20 protein-coding genes are annotated in these 26,701 nt (G+C 42.9%); 4 read left to right on the forward strand and 16 right to left on the reverse strand.

The features are described 5' to 3' along the window. Positions 1-43: 43 nt before the first annotated feature. Entirely contained in the window at positions 44-1,702 is a 1,659-nt protein-coding gene (locus tag UH38_RS09910; RefSeq protein ID WP_045054474.1) for a DUF3352 domain-containing protein, read from the forward strand. A gap of 212 nt (positions 1,703-1,914) precedes the next feature. Then, on the forward strand, positions 1,915-2,349 hold the full coding sequence (mscL, locus tag UH38_RS09915) for a large conductance mechanosensitive channel protein MscL (RefSeq protein WP_045054475.1): 435 nt from the start codon (positions 1,915-1,917) through the stop codon (positions 2,347-2,349). Between the two features lie 60 nt (positions 2,350-2,409). Here mscL and UH38_RS09920 read toward each other — a convergent pair whose 3' ends face one another. Beyond that, entirely contained in the window at positions 2,410-3,228 is an 819-nt protein-coding gene (locus UH38_RS09920) for a hypothetical protein (RefSeq protein ID WP_052672328.1), read from the reverse strand. Positions 3,229-4,007: 779 nt separating this feature from the next. Between UH38_RS09920 and UH38_RS09925 the strand changes: the two genes are divergently transcribed. Then, positions 4,008-6,038, forward strand: coding sequence for a cytochrome-c peroxidase (locus UH38_RS09925; protein ID WP_052672329.1), 2,031 nt, complete (start codon positions 4,008-4,010; stop codon positions 6,036-6,038). A gap of 288 nt (positions 6,039-6,326) precedes the next feature. On the opposite strand, the gene UH38_RS25335 is transcribed toward UH38_RS09925, so the two are convergent. The 14 genes from UH38_RS25335 to rfbF all read right to left on the reverse strand — a co-directional run bounded on the left by UH38_RS25335 (position 6,327) and on the right by rfbF (position 23,466). Then, positions 6,327-7,772 (reverse strand): sugar transferase, encoded by a 1,446-nt coding sequence (locus tag UH38_RS25335; RefSeq protein WP_144405663.1) that lies wholly within the window; start codon positions 7,770-7,772, stop codon positions 6,327-6,329. A 116-nt stretch (positions 7,773-7,888) separates the two neighbouring features. Then, complete coding sequence (locus UH38_RS09935; RefSeq protein WP_045054476.1) at positions 7,889-9,031, reverse strand: glycosyltransferase; 1,143 nt, start codon at positions 9,029-9,031, stop codon at positions 7,889-7,891. Positions 9,032-9,130: 99 nt separating this feature from the next. Next, complete coding sequence (gene hepA / locus UH38_RS09940; RefSeq protein WP_045054477.1) at positions 9,131-10,981, reverse strand: heterocyst formation ABC transporter subunit HepA; 1,851 nt, start codon at positions 10,979-10,981, stop codon at positions 9,131-9,133. A gap of 27 nt (positions 10,982-11,008) precedes the next feature. After that, positions 11,009-11,740, reverse strand: coding sequence for an acyltransferase (locus UH38_RS09945; RefSeq protein WP_082065355.1), 732 nt, complete (start codon positions 11,738-11,740; stop codon positions 11,009-11,011). Positions 11,741-11,742: 2 nt separating this feature from the next. Further along, positions 11,743-12,981 carry a glycosyltransferase gene (locus UH38_RS09950; protein ID WP_045054520.1) on the reverse strand — a complete coding sequence of 413 codons (1,239 nt, stop codon included), beginning with the start codon at positions 12,979-12,981 and terminating at the stop codon, positions 11,743-11,745. Positions 12,982-13,175: 194 nt separating this feature from the next. Next, complete coding sequence (locus tag UH38_RS09955; protein WP_045054478.1) at positions 13,176-14,828, reverse strand: FAD-dependent oxidoreductase; 1,653 nt, start codon at positions 14,826-14,828, stop codon at positions 13,176-13,178. A 149-nt stretch (positions 14,829-14,977) separates the two neighbouring features. Then, positions 14,978-16,291 carry an NAD(P)H-dependent oxidoreductase gene (locus tag UH38_RS09960; protein WP_045054479.1) on the reverse strand — a complete coding sequence of 438 codons (1,314 nt, stop codon included), beginning with the start codon at positions 16,289-16,291 and terminating at the stop codon, positions 14,978-14,980. Between the two features lie 20 nt (positions 16,292-16,311). Next, positions 16,312-17,601, reverse strand: a complete 1,290-nt coding sequence (locus tag UH38_RS24765; RefSeq protein ID WP_052672330.1) for an SGNH/GDSL hydrolase family protein — start codon at positions 17,599-17,601, stop codon at positions 16,312-16,314. Between the two features lie 55 nt (positions 17,602-17,656). Further along, on the reverse strand, positions 17,657-18,313 hold the full coding sequence (locus tag UH38_RS24770) for a PEP-CTERM sorting domain-containing protein (protein ID WP_052672331.1): 657 nt from the start codon (positions 18,311-18,313) through the stop codon (positions 17,657-17,659). Continuing rightward, positions 18,300-18,845, reverse strand: coding sequence for a dTDP-4-dehydrorhamnose 3,5-epimerase (gene rfbC / locus UH38_RS09975; protein WP_045054480.1), 546 nt, complete (start codon positions 18,843-18,845; stop codon positions 18,300-18,302). The genes UH38_RS24770 and rfbC overlap by 14 nt, the downstream gene beginning before the upstream one ends. 115 nt (positions 18,846-18,960) lie before the next feature. Continuing rightward, a complete protein-coding gene (locus UH38_RS09980; RefSeq protein WP_052672332.1) occupies positions 18,961-20,247 on the reverse strand; it encodes a glycosyltransferase family 61 protein in 1,287 nt (428 codons plus the stop codon). Continuing rightward, a complete protein-coding gene (locus UH38_RS09985) occupies positions 20,247-21,272 on the reverse strand; it encodes an NAD-dependent epimerase/dehydratase family protein (RefSeq protein WP_045054481.1) in 1,026 nt (341 codons plus the stop codon). Before UH38_RS09985 ends, UH38_RS09980 begins: the two co-directional genes overlap by 1 nt. Positions 21,273-21,277: 5 nt before the next feature. Beyond that, on the reverse strand, positions 21,278-22,495 hold the full coding sequence (gene lhgO / locus UH38_RS09990; RefSeq protein WP_045054482.1) for an L-2-hydroxyglutarate oxidase: 1,218 nt from the start codon (positions 22,493-22,495) through the stop codon (positions 21,278-21,280). 197 nt (positions 22,496-22,692) lie between these two features. Beyond that, positions 22,693-23,466, reverse strand: coding sequence for a glucose-1-phosphate cytidylyltransferase (gene rfbF, locus UH38_RS09995; RefSeq protein ID WP_045054483.1), 774 nt, complete (start codon positions 23,464-23,466; stop codon positions 22,693-22,695). Between the two features lie 727 nt (positions 23,467-24,193). Here rfbF and UH38_RS26265 point away from each other — a divergent pair. Next, the gene (locus UH38_RS26265) at positions 24,194-25,648 is read left to right on the forward strand and encodes a polysaccharide lyase (protein ID WP_144405664.1); all 1,455 of its coding nucleotides are present in this window, start codon (positions 24,194-24,196) and stop codon (positions 25,646-25,648) included. Between the two features lie 52 nt (positions 25,649-25,700). Here UH38_RS26265 and UH38_RS10005 read toward each other — a convergent pair. After that, the coding region (locus UH38_RS10005) for a polysaccharide lyase (RefSeq protein ID WP_235355171.1) at positions 25,701-26,701 on the reverse strand (1,001 nt) is incomplete at its 5' end.

Below are 26,701 nucleotides of genomic sequence, written 5' to 3' on the forward strand. Positions count from 1 at the left end.
ATCGCTATTTATCCCACGACTTTAGACATCTACGGTTAATATAATGCCAGCAAAAAAATCTAATCTTTTATTTCCCGTCCTTGCTACTGGTGTAGTCGTGGCAAGCGGTGTAACTGCTTATGTTTATTTTCGAGGCGGGTTTGGAGATGGTTCTAGTCCTTTAGCTAGTGCCAAAATTGTCCCTGATGAAGCATTAATGGCAAGCTTCATTTCTACTGATGCTCAAACTTGGTCAAAGTTGCAGAAGTTTGGCACAAAAGAAGCGCAAGACTTGGTGATGAAAAGCTTGCAAGATCTTAATAAACAAGCTTTAACGGAGTCTAATATCGACTACGAAAAAGACATCAAGCCCTGGATTGGTGGGGTAATGGTTGCAGTTTTGCCAGCTAATGCAGTTAAATCTACGCAAGCAACGCCAGCATCTTCAGAACCCTTTGACGTGCTAGCGGTAGTCAAAATTAGAGACAAGATTAGTGCTTTGAACTTTGCCAATAAGCTCAAAGCCCTCAAAGATGTCAAAACTCAAGAAACTGATTACAAAGGGCTAAAAATTACCCAGAGTAGCCAAGGTACAAGCCAGCCTACATATAGCACAATTATCAATAACGACTATGTAGCGATCGCACCTACCAAGCAAGCGATCGAAAAAGCAATTGATACCTTCAAAGGCGAACCTTCTTTTGCTAGCAAACAAGGTGCAAGTAGCTTGCTTGCTAAAGGTACTGACTTAAAAAATCCCCTCGCTCAAGTATATCTACCTGACTACGGTAGTGTAGTAGAGCAATTAATCAAAAGTAGCCCCAATTCAGCGCAAATTCCCCCAGAAGCCTTAGCGCAGTTGAAACAAGTTAAAGCGCTAGCTGCAGGTATTGGGGTAGATGATGCAGGCTTGAGAATGAAAGCTGTTGCAGATGTCGATCCGCAATTGCTCAAAAATCAGTACCAAACTTCGTCAGGTAAATTACTAGAAGTATTTCCCGCCGAGACAATCGCTGTAGTCTCTGGCGCAGGTATTAGTAAGAGTTGGAATGCATTTAGCCAACAAGCGAAAAATATTCCCCAGTTGAATTTAGGGTTAGATTTAGCGAGAGTGCAACTGCAAAACTACAACCTCGACTTAGATAAAGATATTTTCGGCTGGATGGATGGGGAATTTGCCTTTGGTGCTATTTCTTCACAACAAGGGTTATTAGCACCTGTAGGCTTTGGGGGAGCATTAATTATTGATACCACCAATCGCCCCCAAGCAGAAGCTACCTTGAGTAAGCTTGATAATCTTGCTAAAACTGGTTTAGTTAGCGTAGCACCGAGAGATATTGGCGGTAAAAGCGTTACTGAGTGGCAAGTTCCCGCCCAAGGCGCTTTGTTAGGACATGGCTGGTTGGATAATGATACAGTGTTTGTGGCTTTTGGCGGACCGATTTCTGATGCGATCGCAAATAAACCCAGCCAACTCCTAAATAATAGCGATACCTTTAAATCTGTTACAGGTTCATTCCCCAAGCCGAATGGTGGTTACTTCTACCTAGATGTAGAAAAAGCCTTTGCTGTAGCTGCTACCAAAGGTCAAGTAGGTTCTATTCCGCCTGAGAGTAAAGCAATTATAGACTCAGTTCGCGGTATTGGCATGAGTGCGAGCAGTCCTAACGATTCTACTAGCCAGGTGGAGATGTTATTGGCACTTAAGCCTAGCGCTAAGTAAACACTCTCTGGCAATTTATAACTTAAAGCAGGTAGCAGTTCACCCTAAGCACAGGTTAACTGCTACCTTCTGCATCTGTCTAAAGTTTAATTTATTATGCAGACTATAAAAACTTTCTATAGATTTGGGCGATCGCAATTGAGCTAAAACAGCAATAGCCTGTATAATCCACCTATTTAAAGTCAACTTGTGGATTTACAGGATAAAAACCTATGGTACGCGCTAATAACAGCTTTTGGGCGGATTTTCGCAAGTTTATCATGCAAGGCAATGTCATCGATTTGGCAGTTGCGGTAGTTATCGGCGGCGCATTTGGCAAAATTATCACTTCCTTGGTGGAAGACATTATTACTCCAGCAATTCTTACACCTGCTTTGCAAGCAGCTAAAGTCAACGATTTGCAGAATTTGTCAATCAACGGCATCAAATACGGCGTATTCTTGGCAGCAATCCTTAACTTTTTGGTAATTGCTTTTTGTATTTTTCTCCTAATTCGTGCTTTTGAGAAAGCCAAAAGAAGATTTGTTCGCAGTGGTGAAGCTGCTGAAGCAGCACAAGCTGCGCCCGATCCAGCAGCGATCGCTCAAGAAAAGCTGACAGGCGCATTAGATAGATTGACTAATACTATTGAGTCTCGGCAAATGTAGTGTTAGCGACCTAAAATATTCATATCCCCGATCGCATACTTACATCGGGGATTTTTGCTGTTATGCCTTTAACTTGCGCTGTCCGCGCTTGATATACGTGCCAAAAGCACTAAACCCAAACATTGCTAAAGCAACTACTGATGAAGGTACGGGAACGGGTTTGTTTTGCGATGAGGTGAGTTTAATGTTGTCAACCAATAAGCTAGAAGCGAAACTTTCATCGCCAACATCAACAACTCCAAAGCCGATTGTGTAGTTTCCGGAAGCCGCTAATGATAGCGATTTGTTCTGAAAACCTGTCTCGTAAATAAATGGTGTTGTGTATGAATTAGTGAAATCTGAGTAGGTATCGGCTAGCGCAAAGACATACGCTGGCGCATCTTCAAACTGCAACGTCAAGAAGGAAAAATCGTTGTAATTGGGGTTGGGCTTGTTGTGGTCTTGTTGCGACCATGTATCCTCGTCTGTGAGAAAGCTAAAATCAAACGATATAGTATCTTTAGCATTGCCAAAGAAGGTTTGTTTGATTGCCGATCCTTCAACTGCGCTATTAGTTGCGATCGCATTTAAACTACCTGCATTTAACCCTAAAAACTGTTCGAGTGCAGAGGCAGACACGGATGGTTTACCAGAAAATGTAAAGTCAACTTCTGCGCCTGGAGTGTTGGAAATTACTGCTTGAGACTTGCCGTTACCGTATTTGCTCTTAAATGAGCCTGTATGCACGATCGTATCTCCTATGGTTGTATAGCCGCTAAATCCACTTTCAAAACCACCGTTAAGCACAGCAGCGCGAGCGGAGTTAGCATTGCATAAACCTAGTAAACTTACAATACCTGCGGCTATAGTTGAATGTTTGACAAATCTAGAGGTACGCATAGAAAATTTTCTCCTAAATTTTGAGCTTGCAGTGGAGATGTGTCGCAACAATTTTTTGTATATTTAATTACTGCAAATATGTGGGAAATACTTAAGTAATTTCTACAGAAGGGTAGATGACTTCTACCAGTAGCAAGCTTGTCACAAAAATTTAGGTGTGGCTAGTAAATTTACTGAGGTTTGCGGAAAAAACATAATTGTGCCTGAGTTTGCAACAACCCAAGTATAGTTTCAGTAAGCTTTACAAGCATAAATTACAGCAAAGACTAAATAGTTATACTTAAAGTTCGGTTAAAGAAAAGTAATAAATATTACTTAAATTGACACTAAAGCGATCGCATTCTACTAACTAGCGAATAGCTATAATCTGCAACAGTTAGTGTTTAAGACTATAAACTCTTATAGAGCCAAGCATCTTTATCAAAATCATACAGTGTGCTTATTTTTACTAAAGTTTGGTAAAAGTTTTCCTGACTGAAAAACTAGCGTGTTATATTTCCTCATAGATAAGTAGTGATTCTACTTAGGCGCAAACGCTGTAGTTAGCTAATTTATACAAATGTAATTTAGATACTCAGCTAAGGCAGATAGTTGTCTGCAGTCTAAAAATGTTCAAGCGTTTTTCTACTAACAGACGCATATAGTTACGCAGATTAGTAACAGAGAATTTTGCGTATTTCTAAGTCTTACCAGTTATTAAAGCTAGGTGTATTTCAAGCTAACAGCAAATAGCAATCGACAAAACAATTACTGAAGAAATTACAGGTAAAAAACGATACATGACTAAACATCAAAAGAGTCGAAGACCTCATAGAGGTGCTGCGGTTTTCGACTGGTTAAAATTTAAGGTATCAAAATTACTCAAAAAACGGCTAGGCATAGTTATGCTCTTGACGATCGCGGCGATCGTAGGACAAAGTATGTCTGCAACGCTATGGGCGCAAGAAGTTCCTGATGCTGCACCTTCCTATCAGCTAGCCTCGCTCAAAACCGTACCGATTCCCAAACCTAGTAATCTGGCAGAATTTGTCAGCAACGAATCAGCCGCGATCGTTCTTGGCAAAGCATTGTTTTGGGATATGCAAACAGGTAGCGACAACACCCAATCATGTGCTAGCTGTCACTTCCATGCTGGAGCCGATAGCCGTTCTAAACATCAACTCAGCCCAGGATTATTGCGGGTAAATGCAGATGGTAGCCCAGATCCCGATACAGCATTCGAGCTAGGCGGACTCAACTACCAACTCAAACCCAGCGACTATCCATTCCACAAACTTGCAGACATCAACAATCGCAAATCAACAGTAATATCCGATCGCAACGATGTTACTGGTTCGCAAGGATTATTTGGCTTTTTATTTTCCAATATATTCCTACGCAGAGCGCAAGAAGTAGGTGTACCGGACCTAGATCCAGTATTTAAGGTTAATAACACTAACTTATTGCGCGTAACCGGACGCAATAGCCCCAGCGCTATTAATGCTGTCTTCAACTTCCGCAACTTCTGGGATGGTAGAGCGCAAAATGATTTTAATGGTGTTAACCCCTTTGGGAAAAGGGATGTCAATGCCAAAGTTGTCAAAGCAGATGGTTCTGGAGAATTGCAAGAGGTGCAGATTAGTTTAGATAACGCTAGCCTAGCTTCTCAAGCAGTAGGACCGCCGTTAAGTGAAGTGGAAATGTCTTACAAAGGCAAACCATTTAGCTTGTTAGGTAAAAAAATGCTGCCTTTAGTTCCTTTGAATAGGCAAAAAGTCCATCCTGACGACAGCGTATTAGGTTCTTATAGTAAGTCTCCCATGCCAGGGATGAGAGCAAAATACAACGCCTTAGTACAAGCTGCCTTTCAACCTCAGTGGTGGAAAAGCGATCGCTTAATTACCATCGATTCTAGCGGCAAACCAACATTTACAGGTCAAGTAGGAACTGCCGATCCTAGCTCGATAACTCAGTTTTCCCAAATGGAGTACAACTTCCCACTATTTTTTGGGCTAGCAGTGCAGATGTACGAATCAACTTTAGTTTCTGACGATGCACCAATAGACAGGTACTTGGAAGGCAATACAAATGCTTTGAGCGCTCAACAAAAGCTAGGTAAAGAGTTATTTGAAGGCAAAGCTAAATGTATCAACTGTCATGGTGGTCCAGAATTTACCAATGCTTCAGTCCAAAATGTCAAAAATGAAAGACTAGAGCGGATGGTGATGGGTGATGGTGAAGTTGCTGTTTATGACAACGGCTTCTATGATATTGGTGTGCGACCGACTAGAGAAGATTTAGGACTAGGCGGCTTAGATCCTTTTGGCAATCCTTTGTCAGAATCGCGGTTAGCCCAACAAGGCAAGTTTAACGATCCTAATCTCGACCCGCCTATTAGCCCCAACGAGCGCGTTGCTGTAGATGGCGCATTTAAAACTCCAGGACTTAGAAATGTGGAACTAACAGCCCCATACTTCCATAACGGCGGACAATTGACGCTGCGCCAAGTAGTTGATTTTTACAATCGTGGCGGTGATTTCCACGAGCAAAATATCGCTAACCTCGATCCAGATATTGAGAACTTGGGCTTAAATAACGCCGAAAAAGACGCGCTAGTTGCGTTTATGAGAGCGCTAACAGACGATCGCGTTCGCTATCAAAAAGCCCCCTTCGATCATCCCCAATTGTTCGTCACGAACGGACATCAAGGCACTGGTACAGCTATTACTGATGATGGTACAGGTAAAGCGACAGTGCAAATGCGCGAAATTCCTGCGGTTGGTCGCAAAGGTGGTACGCCATTAACTAACTTCTTGGCGAGTGCTTCTTAGCATTCTTCCTAAAGGTAGAGAAGCGATCGCAGTTTTCCTTGTTATGTTGTGTGTGGTTTAAAAACTATTCCCCGATTTCGCACCAGGAATCGGGGTTTTTACTTTTGTAGCAAGGTTTAAGTCCCCACGCCCAGCCCAACAATTAAAATAACTGGTCAAGCCGCAAAGCGGCAATTCGTAATTCGTAATTAACACCTCATGATTGAAGTCAGGGACCCCGTACCCAAATGAATTAATGATTAATTGCATTCGCGCATTCGTAATGCGCGAATTATTTTGGTCACTGCTTTAATAAGCGCCTTTTCTTGTCAACAGAACTTGAATAGTGCGCCAAATAATTTGCAGATCCAAAAATAAAGACCAACGGTCTATATAGCGCAAATCCAGGCGTAACATATCCTCAAAAGCAACTTCGCTCCGCCCGCTGACTTGCCACAAACCAGTCATTCCAGGCATTGAGGTGAGACGTTTGATAAAATCATCTCGATTAGATTCAATTGCTAAATTGCAATCGCGCAGTTGCAGAGGGCGCGGACCAACTAAACTCATGTGACCTTGCAAGACATTAAATAGTTGCGGCAACTCATCTAAACTTGTTCGACGCAAAAATTTGCCAATTCGGGTAACGCGGGGATCTGCTTTGATTTTAAATAACACTCCCCCTTGCGACTCGTTAAGTTGTTCCAAATCTTTCAGCCGTTGTTCGGCATTTACCTCCATAGTACGGAATTTCCAAACTAAAAAAGGCTTCCCGCTGCGCCCTAGTCGTTGTTGGCGGAAAAATACCCCACCTTGTGAATCGAAGCGAATTGCTAACGCAATTATTAGCAAAAAGGGACTGAGAACCAGCAATCCTACACCAGCACCCACAAAGTCAACAATGCGTTTGCCGATAAATTGCAGTGTATAGTTCCACGATTGGCGCACCTCTAAAATCGGTGTATTGCCTACCCGATGGCTGAAAACGCCTAAACTCTTGCGTGTAGATAAAGGTGGATGCAGGACTAATAGTTGGATATCTGCATAATCGCAATATTGCATGACAGTTTGATATAGCCCAGAAGTCAGCGCAGAAGCGGCTAAGATTAAGCAGCGGACTTGATAGCGATCGAATAATACTGGCAAATCGTCGATTTCCCCAATTGCACTTGGATCGCGTCTTTTGGCTGTCGGCGAAATGCGCCCGATAACTCGCAAATTTGGCAATATTTTCGGGAATGTGCTTTCTAAATCGGCTGCTGCGGCTGTATCGCCTACAAATATAGTGGCTGCGCCTGCGGTTCTATATATATGCCAGTTGTGGGTGAATGTATCGTAGAGTCTGCGCCCAGTTACGCCTAAAAATAAGCTAATTAACCAGCCTAGCAATAATATTCGATCTACGTCTTTTAATATGTGGTAGTGGTTGCCGATCAAAAAGGCTCCCAGCCAGGGAATGCTAAATCCTAATGCTGCCAAAATGTAAGCTTGTCTGTAAGGCAAGCGATCGTATAAATGCAGTCCGCTCATTACTAAGATAGAAAAGATGATTTCTACTGGTAATAGCGATAATAATTCGTTCCATCTAGGCAAATCGTTAAGCAATACAACAGCTAAAAAGGCTGCTCCAGCTATTGCCATACTGTCAAGTAATAGCAAACATATAATAGAGCCTACACGGCGCAGAAATTCTGTTATATGCTTGCGTTTGAAGCTAGAGGCGCTGACTTCAAATAGTGAGTTGGGGAGGAGCATAGTTACAGTGACCAGTGACCAGTGACCAGTGACCAGTTAATAGTTTTGGAGATGGTAAATAAGAACAAACGAACGCAGATAAACGCAGATGAACGCGGATGAAAGTGGATGTTTATTTATGTAAGCGATCGCTCTTCAGCTTTGGATAAAACTTTGCTGAGGATGTCTTGATATTGACTAACACTAAAGGTATTCAAGGTTTTTTGTTGGGTTTTTCCCCAGTCTATGTAATTAGCTTTATTTTGAGCAATTTTGGTGATTGATTCGGCGATCGTTTCTGGTGAATTTTGGCAAACCCAAAAGTCTACACCTGGATTAAAAAATTCTTGCAATGCGGGTGCATCCATTGTCAAAGTAGGTATTTTCATAGATAATGCTTCAATTAATTTGTTCGGTACGGCATTGCGGGCTTTATCCGTATCGCCAAATATTCCCAATGCTAAGTCGCATTTTTCTACTAAGTATTTTGGCAAGGAATCATCGGCGAAACTTAAATCTTTTCTTAAGAAAACATGATGTTCTATTTGGGCTAATTTAATTTTGTTTTCGTACTCGGTATAAAATTTGTTATTGATGCCAAATAAAACGCAGGTAAATTTTAAATTTTGTTGTTGTAATATCTTCATTGCTTGGAGGATTTTATCTAAGCCATGCAACGGGATAAATGTCCCCCACCAACAAATTCTTAATACTCCATCTTGCTGAAATTCTCTTTGATGAATTAAGGTAGAAACATTGCATACGGGAGATATAAATACTTTCTCTCGATTAATACTAATATTTAGTAGTTTTTCCCAGTAATCAATTTCCGAGTTAGAGGTATGGATAATATAATCTGCTTTTGTAAGAGCTAATATATCTTTTTGCTTGACTGCTTCAGCTTGTCTGCTACCTTCTTTCATTGTTTCTCTATCTCTAACTAATGTGTCGTAGAGAGAGAAATACATTTCTACTATGAGTTTTTTGTTAAATATTTTTGCTGCCCAAGTAGCACTTTTGATAAATCTAGCGTTCATGGGTGGCAAGTAAATTACATCTGTAAAAGCAGCTTTAATAAAAAGCTCCAGCCAACAGAATACAATCATTAATTTTTCAACTGATAAAGCTTGTTTGATTTCTCTGGATCTGTAAAAATCAGGAGATACCAATGAAACGCAATACTTTAGATTTTCTAGAATCTCGATTAGGGTTTTAGCGCGATAATCTTTGGTGTTAATGTTGCCGTAAAGTAAAACTCTGCTTTTTCTGGTATTTTGCATAGAAAATTTTACCTCAATTAATACATGAGATTGGGTGCAAACATATAGGGCGAACAAAATTCACCCTATACTTTTGCTAATAGTTGAATTGAATGCGTTTTAGCTTGCTTGACTTACTTCATGCTGCATTTGATGATAGTTCCACAGCTTACCGCGCCTTGCTAATAATTCTTGGTAGCCACCTTGTTCGACAATGCGCCCTTGTTCTAGCACTACTACTTTATCGGCGCGAACAATTGTGGATAAACGGTGAGCGATCGCAATTACTGTTCTACCTACTGATAACTGTTCTAATGCTGATTGAATTAACCTTTCGGTGACAGAATCGAGCGCACTTGTAGCTTCATCTAAGATTAAGATATCAGGGTCGCGTAGCAAAGCACGAGCGATCGCTAATCTCTGTCTTTGTCCTCCTGATAACCTTACTCCCCTTTCTCCTAGCTGAGTGTCAAAGCCATCAGGCAATTCTTGAATAAATTCTAGTGCATTCGCTAATCTTGCTACTTCCCAAATTGCCTCTTCGTCAGCATCTTCTACCGCATAAGCAATATTGTTGCGTACAGAAGTATTGAAGATAAATGTATCTTGGCTAACTACAGCTAGTCTGCGCCGCAGTGTATTAATTTCATAGTCGCGCAAATCTACGCCATCGATGAGAATTTGTCCTTGAGTTGGTTCGTAGAATCTGGGAATTAAGTCAGCCAAGGTGGATTTACCAGCACCAGAAGATCCCACCAACGCTGTCATTTGTCCGCGCGGAATGGATAATGTGATGTCTTGCAATACTGAATAATCGGCATCGTAGCCAAAATCTACAGATACAAACTCAATTGCTCTTTGCAATTGGGCAAACTGCACTTTACCATCTTGGATATAAGTCTTGTTATCAGTGCGTAGCATCTCCTTGACGTTGTTCAAAGGACCTTGAAATGTACTCAACTTGACTCTAGCGCCATCAAGTTGGCGGCGAACAGGCATTAGCCGCAACAAAACAAATAGAAATGTCAGCAAAGCAGCAGTTTGCATATGCCCGCCAGGAATCAAAATTGTAAAAGCAACAATGAGTATTCCAACTAGCATCGCCGTCGCCATGCCTTCCGAAAGCGGTTCTACCAATGCTTGAGCGGCTCTAGATTTTAGAAAAGCTTGATAAAGTTGGGTATTAGCATCGTAAAACCTTTTGCGTTCAAAGTCTTGGGCTGCAAACGCCTGTACTGTCCGAATCCCGCTGATATATTCTAGCGCTACAGAAACATACCAACCCGAAGCTTTGGATGTGACAAAACTTGCTTCTCGCACGCGCCGAATTAGCGTTGTGATCCCGATAGATAGCAAGCCAAATAGCAGCATGGAAATAACTGTTAGTTGCCAAGATAGCAAAAACATCGATACCAAATAAGCAAGCAGCGTCGAACCCTTAATCAGGAACAGCGAAACAACATCGCAAGCTTGAACAATTTGGTTAATTTCTTGGGTAAGACTGTTGACTAATTCTCCCGAACGAGTTTTGGCAAAGTAGCTCAAAGTTAGTCTTTGCAACTGTTCAAACAACTGCAATCGCAGCCGATAAGCCATTGTAAACTGGGCAACTTGGCTGTAAAGCTTGCCCAAGTAAGTACAGCCTAAACGGATGAGAGTAGTGAGCAAAATTAGCCCAGAGATGCGATATATTCTGATATTGGGGGGATCGTTTGCGCCCAAAACTGCGTTATCAAACCATCCCACCCCCGTTTGAATCGGTGCAGCGTCGGGGCTAGTGATACTTTGGATGAAAGTTAAGATAAACCCAACCCCGAAGCCTTCAAAAACTGCTGCTAAGATTGTGAACACCAATGCTAGAATTGCAACTCGACGAAAGTATTTGCACTCTCGCAAAATCCAATAATTATCTTGCCAAAAGTTCGTCGCTTTTAACAGGTTTTGCACAATTGGGGGAAGTTTGAAGCGCATGGGATTTATATATAGTTGTGGACTTAGCTAATTGCTACGCATAGAAAGCGTGCGGGCTGGTACTCCGGCGGCGATCGCATTATCAGGAATATCTCGCGTGACTACAGCCCCCGCACCTATTACCGCACCTTTGCCTATACGTACTCCATCTAAAACGATCGCTCCGCAGCCGATCCAAGCATCGTCAGCAATATAAATGCCGCCTTTGGTTTGCAATGGTTGTTTTTGAATTAGTTCGCCTAATGCCACACTGTGAGCGTAGGAATAAAAGGCACAATTAGGAGCAATTTGTACGTTAGCACCAATTTCAATTACTGCTTTGTATGCCGAAAACTGACATCGCGGTTGAATGTGGGTATCAGCGCCAATTTTCAGGCTACCGCCAACGCCAGTTTCAATGCAGGTATCGTTGTGTAAGTGGACGCGATCGCCTAATTTTACCGTACCACCATCATTAGCTTGATAAATCGTTGCGCGATCGCCAATAAATACATGAGCGCCCCGCAGTAATTGGGGATGATAAATATTTGCACTCGGCGCGACGTAACCTTGAGCGTTGTATCGCGCTAAGTGACGGCGAGCTTTGTAAGGAGGTGCAAACCAAGTAGCAACCCAAGTAGCAAAACGCCCAGGATAACTCAAGCTGGCAAATCGCATCCAAAACATTGCCCAAGTATTTGCGGCAAGAGTTTTTAAGCCTCCTGAAGTCCAAGTTTTTTCCCACCGAGTTCGTAGCTGTTGAGGTGAAGTAGAAATCATAGTTAGTTTTGCAGTAGACGCGAATATAGTTCGGCGTGTTGTTGCACGCACAATTCTAAGGAATACTCTCGAACGGCGACTTCTCGACACTGCTGGCTTAAAGATGTGCGGAAGTTGTCATCTTCTAGTAGTTGCACGATGCCATAACTAAAGTCTTGGTAATCTTCTGGCGTAGCTAAATAGCCCGTAATATCGTGTCTGACGTGATCGCCTACGCCGCCAACTTTGAACGAAACTACTGGCGTACCGCAGGCGATGCTTTCTAAAGCAACGTTGCCAAAAGTTTCCGCTCGCGTGGGGAATAAAAATAAATCCGCAGCACAATAGGCGATCGCTTTTTGTTGTTCGTCGCTAATGTAACCGAGGTCATAAGTTTGCATCTCAACATCTTTAGCGATCTCTTCACCAGCTTTACCAAATGTCAAAAGTACAGTTTCAGCTTTGAGAGATACAGGTAAGTTTTGCAGGGCTTTAAGCAGCAAATCGGCACCTTTACGAAAATCATTTAGCTCCACTGCGGAGAACATGAGAACTTTTTTATCTAGCGGAATTTCTAGTTCTAAACGACATTGCTCTCGATCTAATGGTTGATAGATTGTTGTGTCTATACCGTTAGCAATTTGATAAATGGGAAAACGATTGAGCAGGCTTTGTTTCGCTAACGCCGTTAGCCAACTACTTTTGCTAATAATACTTAAGTTGGAGTGGTTATAAATCCAATCTTTGAGCCGCCATTCTAGGTGGGTAGCATCGCGTTTAATTGCCGGACGGGTATTGGGGTACGGACACTTGCCGCAACCTGTTTTCCAGCGATCGCAGTCGAAGCTAAAGCCACAATGTCCGGTCATTGCCCACATATCGCACAGGCTAAATACAGCAGGTTTATTAGCAGTTAAGCTAGGCAACGCTAGATAATTGATAAATCCGCCGTGAATGCCGTGAAAGTGCAAGATATCGGCATCTATGTAAGCTTGATGTTGGTTAATTTTGAAGGAACTTAGCCGATGAACATCATTTAACCCCAATCTAGATGTAACTTGTTTGAGTAGTTTATCTAGTAGCGTTAAACCAGGAGTAGATGCAATGGTATGGACGTAAGGAGAATCAGTTGTTTTGCGTTCGCACAATATGTTTGAATCTATGCCAGATGTTCTAAGTCCAGAGTGCAGGCGATACATCGATACCGCTCCGCCGCCACCATATTGAGCAGAATCACTTTTCCATAGGTGTAGAACTTTCATAATTCGTAATTCGTAATTAAAGAGATCGAACATGGATACTGATACGACAAGTAGTTCTATTGTTCGCTTGGCGAAGGTAGCGATCGCAAATTATATTGCCTGGCGTTAAGATGCTTTTGGCAACGGTTGTGTATCGCTCTGGGCAAAATTAGCCAGCAGTAGGGTGCGTTGCAAGTCAACGCACCCCGTACCAATTACGGAATAGTTACAAAGCTGCTAGCTGCGCCAACAGCGCCGCCTAGATGCGTTTTTAAGCGATCGCCAAGTCGGATGCTTAGAGCAATAATAGTCAAGGTAGGATTGGATAAACCGCTAGTAGGAAACACTGAGCTACCAGCTATATATAAGTTGTCAATGCCGTGAACTTGACAGTGTTCGTTGACAACACCAAGTCTGGGGTTTGTACTCATACGGGTTGTTCCTATATGATGATAGGAACCTCTCAGAGAATGCCAATCGATGTTGTTGTCAGTTAGTTCATTTTCGGCAAATCGATCTAGTTCTGCGGCGATAATTTGCTGCGACTTTTTCATTGTGTAGCGATCGATCTCGCTCAAGCGCCAGTCTAATTTCACCTGATTTAAGCCTAACTTATCGCGATCGCTGCTAAGTGTAATTCGACTATCTCTATTAGGTGCTTGCTCGGCAATTAGGCGAGTAGAGCATACATTAGCTACTTTTTTAGCGCTGGATTTGTTGCTAAAAAACTTGGTGTAAGCTTTATCAACAACGCGATCTAGATTGACAACTACTTTGCCTACATCCTCAATTACGCTCGTTTGCGGGATCTTACGATGGTCTTTTAAGATCGTTTGCAAAGCATCAGGGTTTTTGCTCTGTTGCAGTCTAAAACTGAGACGTTTGAGTGCTTCTAGTCCTTCATGCAAGAACGGGTTAAACCTAATTGTAAAATTAAGCAGTTGTTCGCGCTCTTGGACTTGGCTAGATAAGCCTAAGCCTGTTGATAGCAGCGTTCCATCTACGGGAACATCTTTGCGCGAGTACAAATTAGTATGGTGAGGAAATTGGACTTTGCCAGAGTTTAAAATTGGGTGTTCCATAAAGAACCTGCCCACCAAATCGTGTTGATTGCCCAATCCCGTGTTTTGCACTTGACGAGAGTTTAATAGCAAGCGTGGGTTCTCAATCCCACCGCTAGCAAGCACAAATACTTTGGCTGCAACCCAAAACTCTTTGCCTGCACTGCTAGCAACGCGCAATTTAGTTACAGATTGAGCGGTATCGTTTGTAGCTATTTCTAAGACGTTTGCCTGAAGATAGGTATTAATATTGCTTGCTTGTTCAATTTGGGTGCGATAAGCTGCGCCAAAACGCAAGTGTGAAGGCGGGATAGTTTGCCAAACTTGAGTAACTAACGAGTCTCCTGATGTGGGAATGGGGAGAAGTTGACGCTGTTTTAGAGCCTCTTCCCAATCGGCAAAATCGTACTGATAAGGTCCAAGTCCGCAGGCTTTTTGGGCGCGCTCGTAGTATGGATCTAACTCAGCTTTAGTAAAAGCCCAACCACTGTAAGGCATCCAAGGGCGATCTTGAAAATCAATCTCATCGAGCGGACGACTCCATCCACCCCAAAAGTTGGTAGAACCGCCTAAATAACGCGCTCGTGCCTCTGCTAAAGAGTAGTAGGGTTCTCCTACATTCTCCCCTGCATAAAGAGATTGAGTAACTTCATCGAAGTCTAAGCCGCCACTTTCTAGCATACAGACTTGTAATGGCTGGTCGATCAACTCCCGCGCCAGTGTAATTCCTGCTGCTCCTGCGCCAATAATGCAGATGTCGCACTCGATAATGGTATCTTCCGGCAATGTCCGCGCGTCAATAAACATAATTTTGTGAGGAGAATGAATGTGCGATCGGCTTTTTGCAAAAGTGTGGGACGAATGGAATTCGCTCCTACACAAACGAAGTCCGCGATTAGGCAGACGAGAAGAGATAACATAGCAGTAGGGTGCGTTTTCAAAACGCACCCTACGAATTAACCTACGCTTACAGGAACCTTTGCCGCCTTGAAGTAGGCATTTTGTTCGCTACGCAACTTGTCGCAAAGTCTACCTGGGGGTAATTCCACATCGTCGTAGGTGAGAACGCGATCGCGCGGAATGTCTCGTTTGAGGCGACAACCTTCTGCTAATCCCATTGGCAAGAGATTCTGCGCTTGGGCAATGTCGGCGTTTTCACATTGTCCGTAGGTCATGTAGTAACCGATGCCGTCAAGAGTTTCTCCAGCTTGGAGGTCGATTTTTGCTGTTGTGACTACATCAACTTGAGGTCCAGATAAAGGTGCTAATACCGTATCTTGGAATAACACAACTCTAGCTACTGATAGCGGTACTTCAAAGTGACAGAGGTGATAAGGGGTGTAGAAGCTGTAGAGCGGTCCTTTGCCTAGTTTGTATAAATTGAGGTAGTGTTGTTGTTTGGGGTCGTCGTGAGTGCCATATACAAAGACTCCTGGACCTGGTGCGGAACCGACGACGTAATCGACGATACCGCCTAATTCCTTTAATTGGTCTACATCGTACATATTGGTCATCTCATCGATATGCCCTTTGTACGTGTAGCCGAACATTCCCCGCTTGGCTACTTTCATGCCTGTGGCGTTGGCGACGATCGCTTGCTCGAAGGATATTTTGCTGCCATCGGCAAAACTCGTTACCATGTGGGCTTTTTGTCCCCACTGTTTGGCGAAGGCTTCTTGGGTTGTAGGGTTGCGATATGGGTCTTGCAAGCCTTTGATGTTGCCGCACAATAAAGGAGTAAGTCCAATGCTCTTGACGAAGCGGTAGAGGTTCATCTGTACCCCTGGCTGATCGCCGTCACAGGCACTTAAGATTACTCCAGCGCGATCGGCGTGGACTTTGAGGATAGGTCCGATTGTCCCATCAAGTTCGGCATTCATCATGATGACGTGTTTGCGATGGGCGATCGCTTCTAGTACCACTTGAGCGCCAAATTCAATTGTTCCGGTGACTTCAATTAGAGCATCGATGCCGTCTGCTTGACATAGCAGCATGGCATCATCGGTGACTGCATACTTGCCTTGAGAAGTCGCATCTTCTAAATCGCTTACTGTATTAACAGTTTGAAATGTTTCAATTCCGGCTTCTGTATAAGCTCGTTTTGCGCCGTCTATATTGCGATTGAAGATGGCAACCAGTTCCATTCCTGGTACGGAGTTGACGATCTGATTGGCAATGCCTCTGCCCATGAAACCAGCGCCAATCATGCCAACTTTGACGGGGTTGCCTGCTTCTGCTCTTGCTGCAAGTGCGCGATCGATAATAATCATGAATTAAGCTCCAATTGTTTTTAAGTGATAAAAATCTGACTGCTACTAAGTGATGGTGTGCCTGTTATTTTGGCAATATCTAGGGCAGAATGCGACCCCGTTCCATCTACATCAAAGCTGAGGATGCCTGTATTAGCGGAGTACAAGAAATTAGCATTAGTGCCGAGGGGAGTTGGATTTTCACCGCTAACGAACACACCTGTTGCCGATGCTTGGGTACTCAGTTCGGTTCCGACAACTAAGCCACCCCCAAAGCCTCTAGCAGAAAACTTGAAGCGATCGTTACCACCAAAATCTGTGATTCGATCTGCACCCTCGTTTGCTGTTTTGTAGACAAAAGTATCGCTACCACCCCCGCCTGTAAGGATATCTTTACCACCGCCACCCCTGAGAACGTTAGCACCAGTATCGCCGATTAAAGTATCTCTGTAGGCTGTACCAGTTACGTTCTCGATACCTGTAAGAGTATCGCGATCTACTAAGGCTTTGTACCAAGCATCTCCCATTTGCTTGTAACCGTCAGCAGTGGGGTGAATGCCATCGCTGACTAAATCGTTAACACTCAGGCTACCTCCCACATCGACAAAATCTACTTTTTTACCTTGTTTTTGGGCATCGCCAACTATGTTGGGGAGCAGATTGTTGAAGTTATCAGCATTATTCGATCTGGTATTTCCATTTATAGATGCATCTATTGGCGGGATCGAGCTAACTAATAGTTGCGTATTAGGATAATGCTCGGTAATAGTATCGATTAAGTTGCCTAAATCTTCAGACATTCGATCTAATGATTTCGTCCGCGTATCATTAGTACCGATTCCTAACAACACAACATCTGGCTGGTAGCTGTCTAACGAGCCAGTTACGAATAAATCGTTGATCCGAAAGATGCGCCAACCAGGATGTCCTTCGTGGTCGCGATCGCCTAAACTATTAGGTCCATTTGACTGGGAGCCAACAAAATTTAAGCTTAAATTGTCAGCCGAAAAGTCAGCCCACAACTGGTTGCGATAAGCGCCTGGTATGGGGTTGACCCTGTTTCTGCCTGCGGTAATCGAGTCGCCTAGGGGCATGACTTTTAGGTGGGATGCTTTGCCGTATATAGGTGAAACGACAACACCCCGAACTAAATTCGCAACAATTCCGTTATTTGCCTGAGCATAATCGACAGTATCATTGCCACTATTACCATTGAGGCGATCGTTCCCGCTTTTGCCTTTAAGGGTGTCATTACCTCCTAAACCATTGATGGTATCGTTTTTGTCATCTCCTTCTAAAATGTCAGCAGCGTTAGTGCCGTTGGTTGCCATTGGTGTACCAGGAATAAAATTGATTTAATCACAGCAGGCAGTTTCTCGGTTGTCTTTAGCTTAAAGTTAAATTATTTGTCCTCGATCGCTTGAGTTTTCTAGCAAAAAGAATTCCAAACCCTGCAGCTATCCCTAAACCCAAGGAAGTATCAGGTTCAGGTACGGGTCTTCCTTGTACGCTGAGGCTGTACTTGGCAGAGTAATCAGTCCAAATGCCATCGCCGTTTGGATTTTGCCCAGGACTATCAGGTGCAAAACTATCGATGGTGATGGTTAAGCTGTCGATAATCGCTCCTTGAAAGTCGGTTGCATTATTGAATGTGAATGCCGATTCACCTACTCCTGTAGCTACCCCTGTACCTGAAGGAAATCCAGTTACTCCAAAAAATATGGTATCGCTAACTCCATCGGTTAATAAAGCGGTAATTTCGCTGAAGTTGGGATTAGTAGCTGTAGTAACTGTATAGGAAATACCCACATCTGCGGCAGATATTGTTTTGGCAAATATCGGGATACCTGGTAGCGTGTCAAAACCTGATGGATCTAGTTGGGCAATTTCTACTACAAAATCTGGTTCTGTTAATATGCCGTAAACTCCAGTGTTGGTTTCGACTGTACCGCGTCCGATAATGGCTGCTTGTACGTCTTGGGCTGCTAAAGTTGTGAATGTGGCGATCGCTGCTACTATTTTTGCTCCTTTATACTTTGGCATACACGGGTTCTAATAAGGACCAATTGGCATCTTTTTCAGAGATTTCGGTTACGGGTAAGGGCCATTTAATATCTAGTGCAGGATCGTTGTAGCGCAAGCCGCGTTCGTATCCTGGGGTATAAAATTCGTTGACTTGATATACTACTTCTGCTCCGTCTGTGAGGGTCTGGTAGCCGTGTGCGAACATTTCAGGTACGTATAAGGCTACATGATTGGCTGCTGATAGTTCTACGCCGATTGATTGTAAGTAAGTGGGTGAATCAGGGCGCATATCAACGATCGCGTCGTAGATTGCTCCTTGGGTGCAGCGGATTAGTTTGCTTTCTGTGGCTGGGGCTATTTGATAATGCATTCCTCTGAGGGTTCCTTTGATGTGGTTGTAGGAGAGGTTGCATTGTCTGACGTTGATGTTGAGGTTGTGTTGGGCAAATTCGTTCTGGCAGTATGTGCGGGCGAAGAAGCCTCGGCTGTCTGCTTTTTGCTCTAGTTCGATTATGTATGCGCCTTGGAGTTTTGTTTCTGTGAATTTCATGGTTTTTGCTATGTTTGATTTGGGCTTAAACGAACCGCGTTCATGATAGTGTAGCGCAGAGTTTAGACGCGATCGCGAAGCGTTTAAAACGCGCAGGGAGGAGATAAGTAGAGGATTAGTTGATATTGGCTTGGTTGAGGAGGTTTGCTAGTTTTTCTAGGTTGAGGGTGATGTTGTCTGTTTTTGGTCTTGTTTGGGGTGTGAGGGGCTGATTGTCTCCTTGCAAGCAGTGGTATTCTAAGCCCGTTTGATTGCTTAGTCTCCAGTAACCAGGATGTAGGTAGTTGGGGGAGAAAAATTCTACTATCTTGGTTTGGGGGTTGCAAAATACTAAGTTGGTTAGTCCTGCTCCGTGTGGGGATACTATGACTTTTGCTTGCGAAAATAATTGCGCTTGTTCGACTACTGATATGGCGTTTAATGTGACGCTTTTGAAGCCTAGTTTGTTGAGATAATTTATGATGTTGGCTTCGTCTTTTACTTGCCGATGTTGGGCATCTCCTCGGCTGATGTAAATGCGTTCTTGTCCGGTGTATTTGTTGAGGTTAGTATCGGTTAAAAAGGCGTTTCTGAGGAATTCGCACGCCCATTTGGGCATACTTCCACCGCGTTGTCTGGGTAAGGAGGGAACTATTAATTTGTCGGCTTTGATGTGAAATGGTGAGCCACTTTGGCTGACGATGATTTTTGTTTCTGGGATACCTAGATGTGCTAATGTTTCTTTTTGAAATTTGGCTGTTGTGGCGTTGACTACGAAATTGTCGATTCGCTCTAGATCGATGTTGTTGCGCCTTAATAGCTCGATGCGCGGTAGTAAGTCTAGCATCCAATGGTAGTAAACATCGCCGTAGCTTACAGATAGTGCTGCTACTATTCCCTCAATCTCAGAAATTGGTGGTAGTTTGAATTGACGGAAGATCGAATGCTTTTGGCGATCGGGAATAAATTTGCTATGTTCGGTAGTAAATTCTGTAGATACGTCGCTAATTAGTCCGTCGTCTGGGCTAATTATACTGCCGTTGTTTCCCCACATTCTTCCTTGTGGTATTTCTGCTACAAATGCTGTAGGTAGGTAATGTTCTAAACCAGCAAAATGTTCGCTAATATTTTTGTCAGGTGTTATGGGTGCTGTGGGCTGAAAGTGATGGGCTGGATATATTTCTTTGTAACTGCCTAATTGTGTTTTTTTGTGCCAATCATTACTTGATTCATACAATTTTTTGGGCGGTCCAATTGTTTTTGAAGTTATTGGCAATAAGCGCAATGGTTGTGCTAAAGAATAAATTGCTAAATGCCAATAAGGTCTGAAGCTAACTTTTAATTTTTTGACTTTTCGCCACTGCTCTTTAATGGTACTTGAATTAGCGGGCGGTGCTAAGTTAGAGGTGTTTTTCAGTAACATTATTTGCTCCAAAAGAATTCGCTGTCAATTTGCTGGGTGCGGATTAGGTATTCTAATTGCTTTAAGCGGGTGAATCCTCTCGATAAAAAGATGTCTTCGGTGAGATCGATTTGCGAGAATAAGTTAAACAGTTGCTCTGCTCCTCTTTGCGCGTTCCACTCACATTTGAAACCTGGCAAGAGTTTGTTGATTTTCTCGAAGGACACTCGATAGCTGCGGTTGTCTGCACCATTTTCACCGAAGCTGAGTTGACAGCCTGTAAATTTGTCTGCAACTATTTCAGCAATCTCTTTGACTTGATAGTTTTGCGCTGTGTCGCCGACATTAAAAATTTGGTTGTGAATGATGTCTCGTGGTGCTTCTAATGTACAGACAATTGCTTGGCAAATATCTAATAGGTGAACTAAGGGTCGCCAAGGTGTCCCATCGCTGGTCATTTTGATTTCTTTGATTGTCCATGCAAGTCCTGCAAGGTTGTTCAGTACAATGTCAAACCGCATCCGAGGAGAAGCACCAAAGGCGGTAGCGTTACGCATGAAGGTCGGCGAGAAACTATCATCAGCCATCGGCTGCACGTCTTGCTCTACCATTGTCTTGCACTTGGCGTATGCTGTTTGCGGATTGACGGGCGATTTTTCGGTAATATCTTCGTTGGTAGCAACGCCGTACACGCTGCAAGAAGACATATAGACAAACCGACGTACCCCCGCTGCTTTAGCTAAAGCAGCTAGGCGTACAGAGCCTTTATGGTTGATGTCGTAGGTGATATGCGGTGCTAATTGTCCGGCTGGATCGTTTGATAGTTCAGCCATGTGTACTACTGCATCGATACCTTGCAAATCATCTGCTGTAATGTGGCGGATATCTTTGTTTAGGGTTTTGGCTGTATATTCAGTCCCGTTGTATAGCCAACCGACTTTGTAAAACCCAGTATCTACGCCAATAACTTCGTGTCCGCGTTCGATTAACATGGGCGCTAGCATTGAGCCAATGTAGCCTTCGGTTCCGGTGACAAGTGTTTTCATAAGTCCTATATGTTGATTGCAACTGGTGTATGTTGTGGTGCGGGAATTTGCTTGACAATGGCTTTGCCAATTTCGAGGGAGGAGGTAGCTGCTGGAGATGGTGCGTTGCAGATATGTACTGAGTTTTCACCAGGAATAATTAAGAAATCGTCTACTAGCTTGCCGTCATCCATTAGTGCTTGGGCGCGTACTCCTGCATGGGTGGGGATGAGGTCATCGGCTTGTACTTCAGGAATTAATCTTTGTAAGCTACGCACGAAGGCAGCTTTACTAAAGGAGCGAATTATTTCTTGTATGCCTGCATCTGCGTGTTTGGCTGCTAGTTTCCAAAAGCCGCGATAAGTCATAACTTCGATAAAGTCTTGCCAGTCAAAGTCTGTCTTTTTGTAGCCTTCGCGTTTGAGACTGAGAACTGCGTTAGGTCCCGCGTGGACGTTACCATCGATCATTTTGGTAAAGTGTACGCCCAAGAAGGGAAAATCTGGGTTGGGGACTGGGTAAATTAAAGTTTTGACTAGGTAGCGCTTTTCAGGGACGAGTTCGTAATATTCGCCGCGAAATGGCACGATCTTGGCTTGCGGCTCTACTTGTGCTAATCTGGCAAGGCGATCGCTATGCAATCCAGCGCAATTAATCAAATAGCGGGCTTCAAATGTGCCGTTGTTTGTAGCAATTACATGAGTGTTGCTAGTAATGGTGGCTATTTTTTCCACTTTGGTGTTAAGTCGTATGTCTCCGCCTTGACTTGCAATTATTTCGGCATATTTTTGACAAACTTGTTTGTAGTCTACAATCCCTGTTGTTGGTACTCTAATCCCTGCCAAGCATTGTACGTGCGGTTCAATTTCCTTGACTTGTTCGGCACTAATTTTAGTTACGCCCAAACCATTTTCACAGCCACGCTGATACAGTTTTTCTAGCTGCGTTAGTTCTTTTTCCTCGGTAGCAACGATGACTTTGCCGCATATTTCATAGTCAATGTCGTGTTTTTGGCAAAATTCTACTATTGAGCGACTGCCATCACGACAAAACTGAGCTTTAAAACTTCCTGGCTTGTAGTAAATGCCAGAGTGAATTACACCGCTATTGTTACCCGTTTGGTGAAATGCTAAACGCGATTCTTTTTCCAAGACTACAATCCGCGCGTCTGGATACTGTTGTCCTAAAGCCATAGCAGTAGAAAGACCAACAATACCACCACCTGCGATCGCAAAATCATACATGAGTATTTTTGCCTCCACTGCTGATGCTGGATTTATTTAATGAACTCTTTGTTTTTAGGGACAAGGGGGACAAGGGGGACAAGGGGGACAAGGAAGAATAGGTAAGCACATTAAATCTGCTCCCTCCTGAGACAAGAGTGTTTTCCTATTTCTCTTTTATCTGGTCACTGGTCACTGGTTACTGGTCACTGTTAAACTCACCACACCTTCCAGGGAGCTTTACCACTCTTCCACAGGTCTTCTAGGTTGTTTTTGTCGCGTAGGGTGTCCATTGGCTGCCAAAAACCGCTATGTTTATACGCTGCTAGCTGATGCATATCAGCTAACTTTTCTAATGGTTCTTGTTCCCAAACTGTAGAGTCGTTAGCTATAAAATCAATTACTTCGGGTTCTAAGACAAAATAACCGCCGTTAATCCATGCGCCATCGCCTGTGGGCTTTTCTTGGAAACTGGTGATTTTGGTTTGGTCTTGTTCTAAACAAATTGCCCCAAAACGTCCTGGTGGTTGTGTTGCAGTTAGTGTTGCTAGGGTTTTTTGCTCCTTGTGGAAGTTAATTAACTCGGTGATATTGACATCGCTAACGCCGTCTCCATACGTAAAGCAGAAGGTTTCTGTGCCAAGGTGTTCGCGCACGCGCTTGAGTCTTCCGCCTGTCATGGTTGTATCGCCTGTGTCTACTAAGGTAATCCGCCAAGGTTCGGCATATCCGCAGTGGATGTTCATTTGATTGAATCGCATATCAAAGGTGACATCGGACATATGCAAGAAGTAGTTGGCAAAGTATTCTTTGATTACATAGCCTTTGTAGCCGCAGCAAATCACGAAATCATTGATGCCGTGTGCAGCGTAGGTTTTCATGATGTGCCACAAAATCGGTCTGCCACCAACTTCTACCATTGGTTTCGGTTTAATTGTTGTTTCCTCACTCAAACGAGTGCCAAGTCCACCAGCAAGTAATACAGCTTTCATTGGTTTACCTCATTTTTCAAAAACGGAAAAGTTTAAAACAGGAATTGTGCCTGGAGTGTTGGGATAAAGCTTGAAGGGCAAGTATATTGTTTGTAGAAAAAATATTACTCGTACTGAAGTTGTTTCAGTAAAAGTACGTAATTTTGATGGGGATTCTTATTTTGCTGCGATCGCATTTATTCTGTCTCTAGATTTATTTAAATGACCCAAGTTTTTACTGTCAGTATTTTTACTGTTATCTGAAAGAAGCTGGACAAATCTATTAATAGACTTGCAAAAATAACATCCATCTATAGAATTAATACTTTCTAGATTCAAAGCATTTTTGCAACCTCAAACTCTAGCTTTTGGCAGATTAATTTTTATTTGAATGACAGAAAATACTATATTTGCCTAAGTTTTCAAACGGCGATATTGCAGACGCAGACTGGTTTTTAGATATTGTTTAACTTACAACAAGGCTGCAAATACTAGATTCGGTAGATTTACTCGTGCGAAAGGATGTTACTAATAGCTGGCAAAAATTTTATCAGTGAAAACATTGAAAACAACAAATCAGTAGAATCGCTGTTGGAGTATTAAGAAAATATGAAATAACCTTAATTTGTAGACGAGATTGTGAAGCCAAGTTAAAGATTCAACTTATTGCTAATACATTCTCTCAATGAAACAGCGCTTTTTGGCGCTTATTTTATGCTGCAAAAATATATTAAATAAGGAATTAAACATGATTGCTAATTACAAAAAACCACAAAAATATCTAAATAAGTTATCGCTGCCAGTAGCTTTAGGAGCAGTATTATTAAGCACAACTTTTTCTCTGGCTCTAGGTGTGAATAAGTCGGAAGCAAAGATAATAGAGTCAGTTAGCGAAAGCATTAGTGAAGCTAGTGGGATAGAAGCCTCTGGCGCGAAAGGTGGAGCTAGCTGTAATAAATTAGAAAATATTTCTACTTTTATCAACAATACCGCTCATCCAGTTAGAGCCGGAAAACAGGCTTTTAGACATTGGGTAAATCGTTGTGGCGAACGTTCTGAACTCAGAATGAAGAAGACTCAAATTGGTCAAACTTATTGGTACGGCTGGTCAATGTATCTTCCTTCAGACTGGCAAGATACTAATGAAGGTATGGATATTTTTTCACAATGGGCAACTTATCCTACACCTCGTAACGGTAACTTTACCTGTGGCGCGAACGGCTCGTATATTGTCAGAAATGGTAGCAACGTTGTCTTCAAATTTCAGCATAAAGGAGATAGTACAGATATTCAATGCGATCGCTACACTTTGGCAAAAATCTCTGATATTCGCGGCAAATGGGTTGATTTTGTCATGCAGGTAAAATGGACTGGTGACAAAGATGGATTTATGAAGTTGTGGATGAAAACAGGCGATAGCTCATACGTTCAGAAAGTAGACTACAAAGGGCGCACTTACTGGAACGATGAAGGTGAAGGACCTTACTTCAAAACAGGCTTGTATAAAGGCGATCCAAATTTCAAAGGTCCCGCTCCTCGTTATCTATATACTGATGAATATCGCTTAGGTGACAGTAGTTCTAGTTTTGCTGAAGTTTCCCTTGGTTCTCCAGCACCAGAAGTTAAGCCAGCACCAACACCAGCGCCAACACCAGCACCAACTCCTACAACAACAATCATCTCTGAAGACTTTTCTGCATCTGCAAGCAACTTTACAGTCGCATCAGGTGGAAGCTGGAGTGTAGGTAGCGGTAAATATATGCTAACTAATACAGCCAAAGACGTTACTGCTCCCAATGGCAATATATCCGTTCATAAAACATCGCTAGCAGGGGACTTCACTTTGACAGCAGATGCAAGTGCGACAGCAAGTTCGAGCAGTTGGGACGATTTTTCAATTATCTATAACTACCAAGACTTAGAAAACTACTACTTTGCTAGCTTCAACGAGAAAGACGATGACAATACTAATGGAGTTTTTAAAGTAGAAGATGGCGTTGTTACTCAAATTGCTAACTTTAGCTCCACAATTACCGCTGGAACTACCTACAACATCAAAATCGAGAAAGTAGGCGACACAGCAAAGGTGTATCGTAACGGTAGCTTGCTCTCTACAGTTAAAGACTCAACATTTATGGGTGGCAAAGTTGGCGTTGGTAGTCGCAACAATCCAGCTACATTTGATAACCTCAAAGCGCAGTAAAAATACACTCACGATTGCAGGGGAAAGGTTCATCTATTAACCTTTCCCCTGTTTATGGTGCAACATCCTTGTAGCTGGCGCGATCGCTTCCTACTCGTACGTTGTCATAATAAACAACTCGTTGAGTAATCTTAGACTTGTGCGGTCGATACTTCCAGTCTGGCTTATAGATACCGATCTTTTGAAAAGGTCCTATGTTGTCATTGTAGGTATTAGGTCCAGTTTTTCTTAGTACAAGTTTGCCATTTTTCCACACCTCAACTAAACCGTCAGCTTGATGCGACCATTTGACGTGAAATACCCAGTTAGTCCAAACGCCTGTCTGGTATGCTCCTAAATCTATTGTTTCTTTACCTTCAGGCGTGTTTTTTGTAGTTACTCTTTTAGAGTCCCAGCGCCTCGCTATTTGCCAATGACCGTTAAAACTTTTGAGATATAGTGGAGGCGATCGCCAATTTTCGCCTAAGTTTTTATCGGGTTTACTGTGCCACTGGCTGATAATTTCCATCGAGCGATCTTTGCTAAAATCTGCTGGGAGGTAAGTGCTAAAACCGTACCAATACTCAGAATTACGAGCAACAGCATTTAACCTTAGTTCCGATCGCCTGCTACCGGAAACGTCAGGATCGTTTCTGTATAGAGTAAACTTAGCAACGCGATCGCTTGGGTTGGTAGGAGATGTAGCTATTTGCACTGAATACTGACAGCAATCTTCTTTTCCTGGTGGCGTAAACTTTTTATTTTTAAATTGAGTGTCAACTGTTTTTCCCCATTTGCTTAAGTCTCCATTTTCAAAGTCTTCCGCAAAAATCAACTTATTTTGGCTGTTATTCTGGGAATATGCCCAAACCGATGTCGCAAGTACGAACGGTAGTGTTATTAATAGAGCCAATGAGAGGTGTTGTTTTTGCATCACGATTAAATTTCTGAACTTTAGACTAATAGAGAAGGAAAGGGGAGCCAGTGCGTAGCACGGAGTCCCCAGAGCGCGGAAGATGAAAGAAGTTCTACCAACTTTCATACCGCTATGGATGTTTTCGCGCAATTGAAGGG

It is taken from the genome of Aliterella atlantica CENA595 (assembly GCF_000952155.1).
In the GTDB taxonomy this organism is placed as follows: Bacteria; Cyanobacteriota; Cyanobacteriia; order Cyanobacteriales; family Chroococcidiopsidaceae; genus Aliterella; species Aliterella atlantica.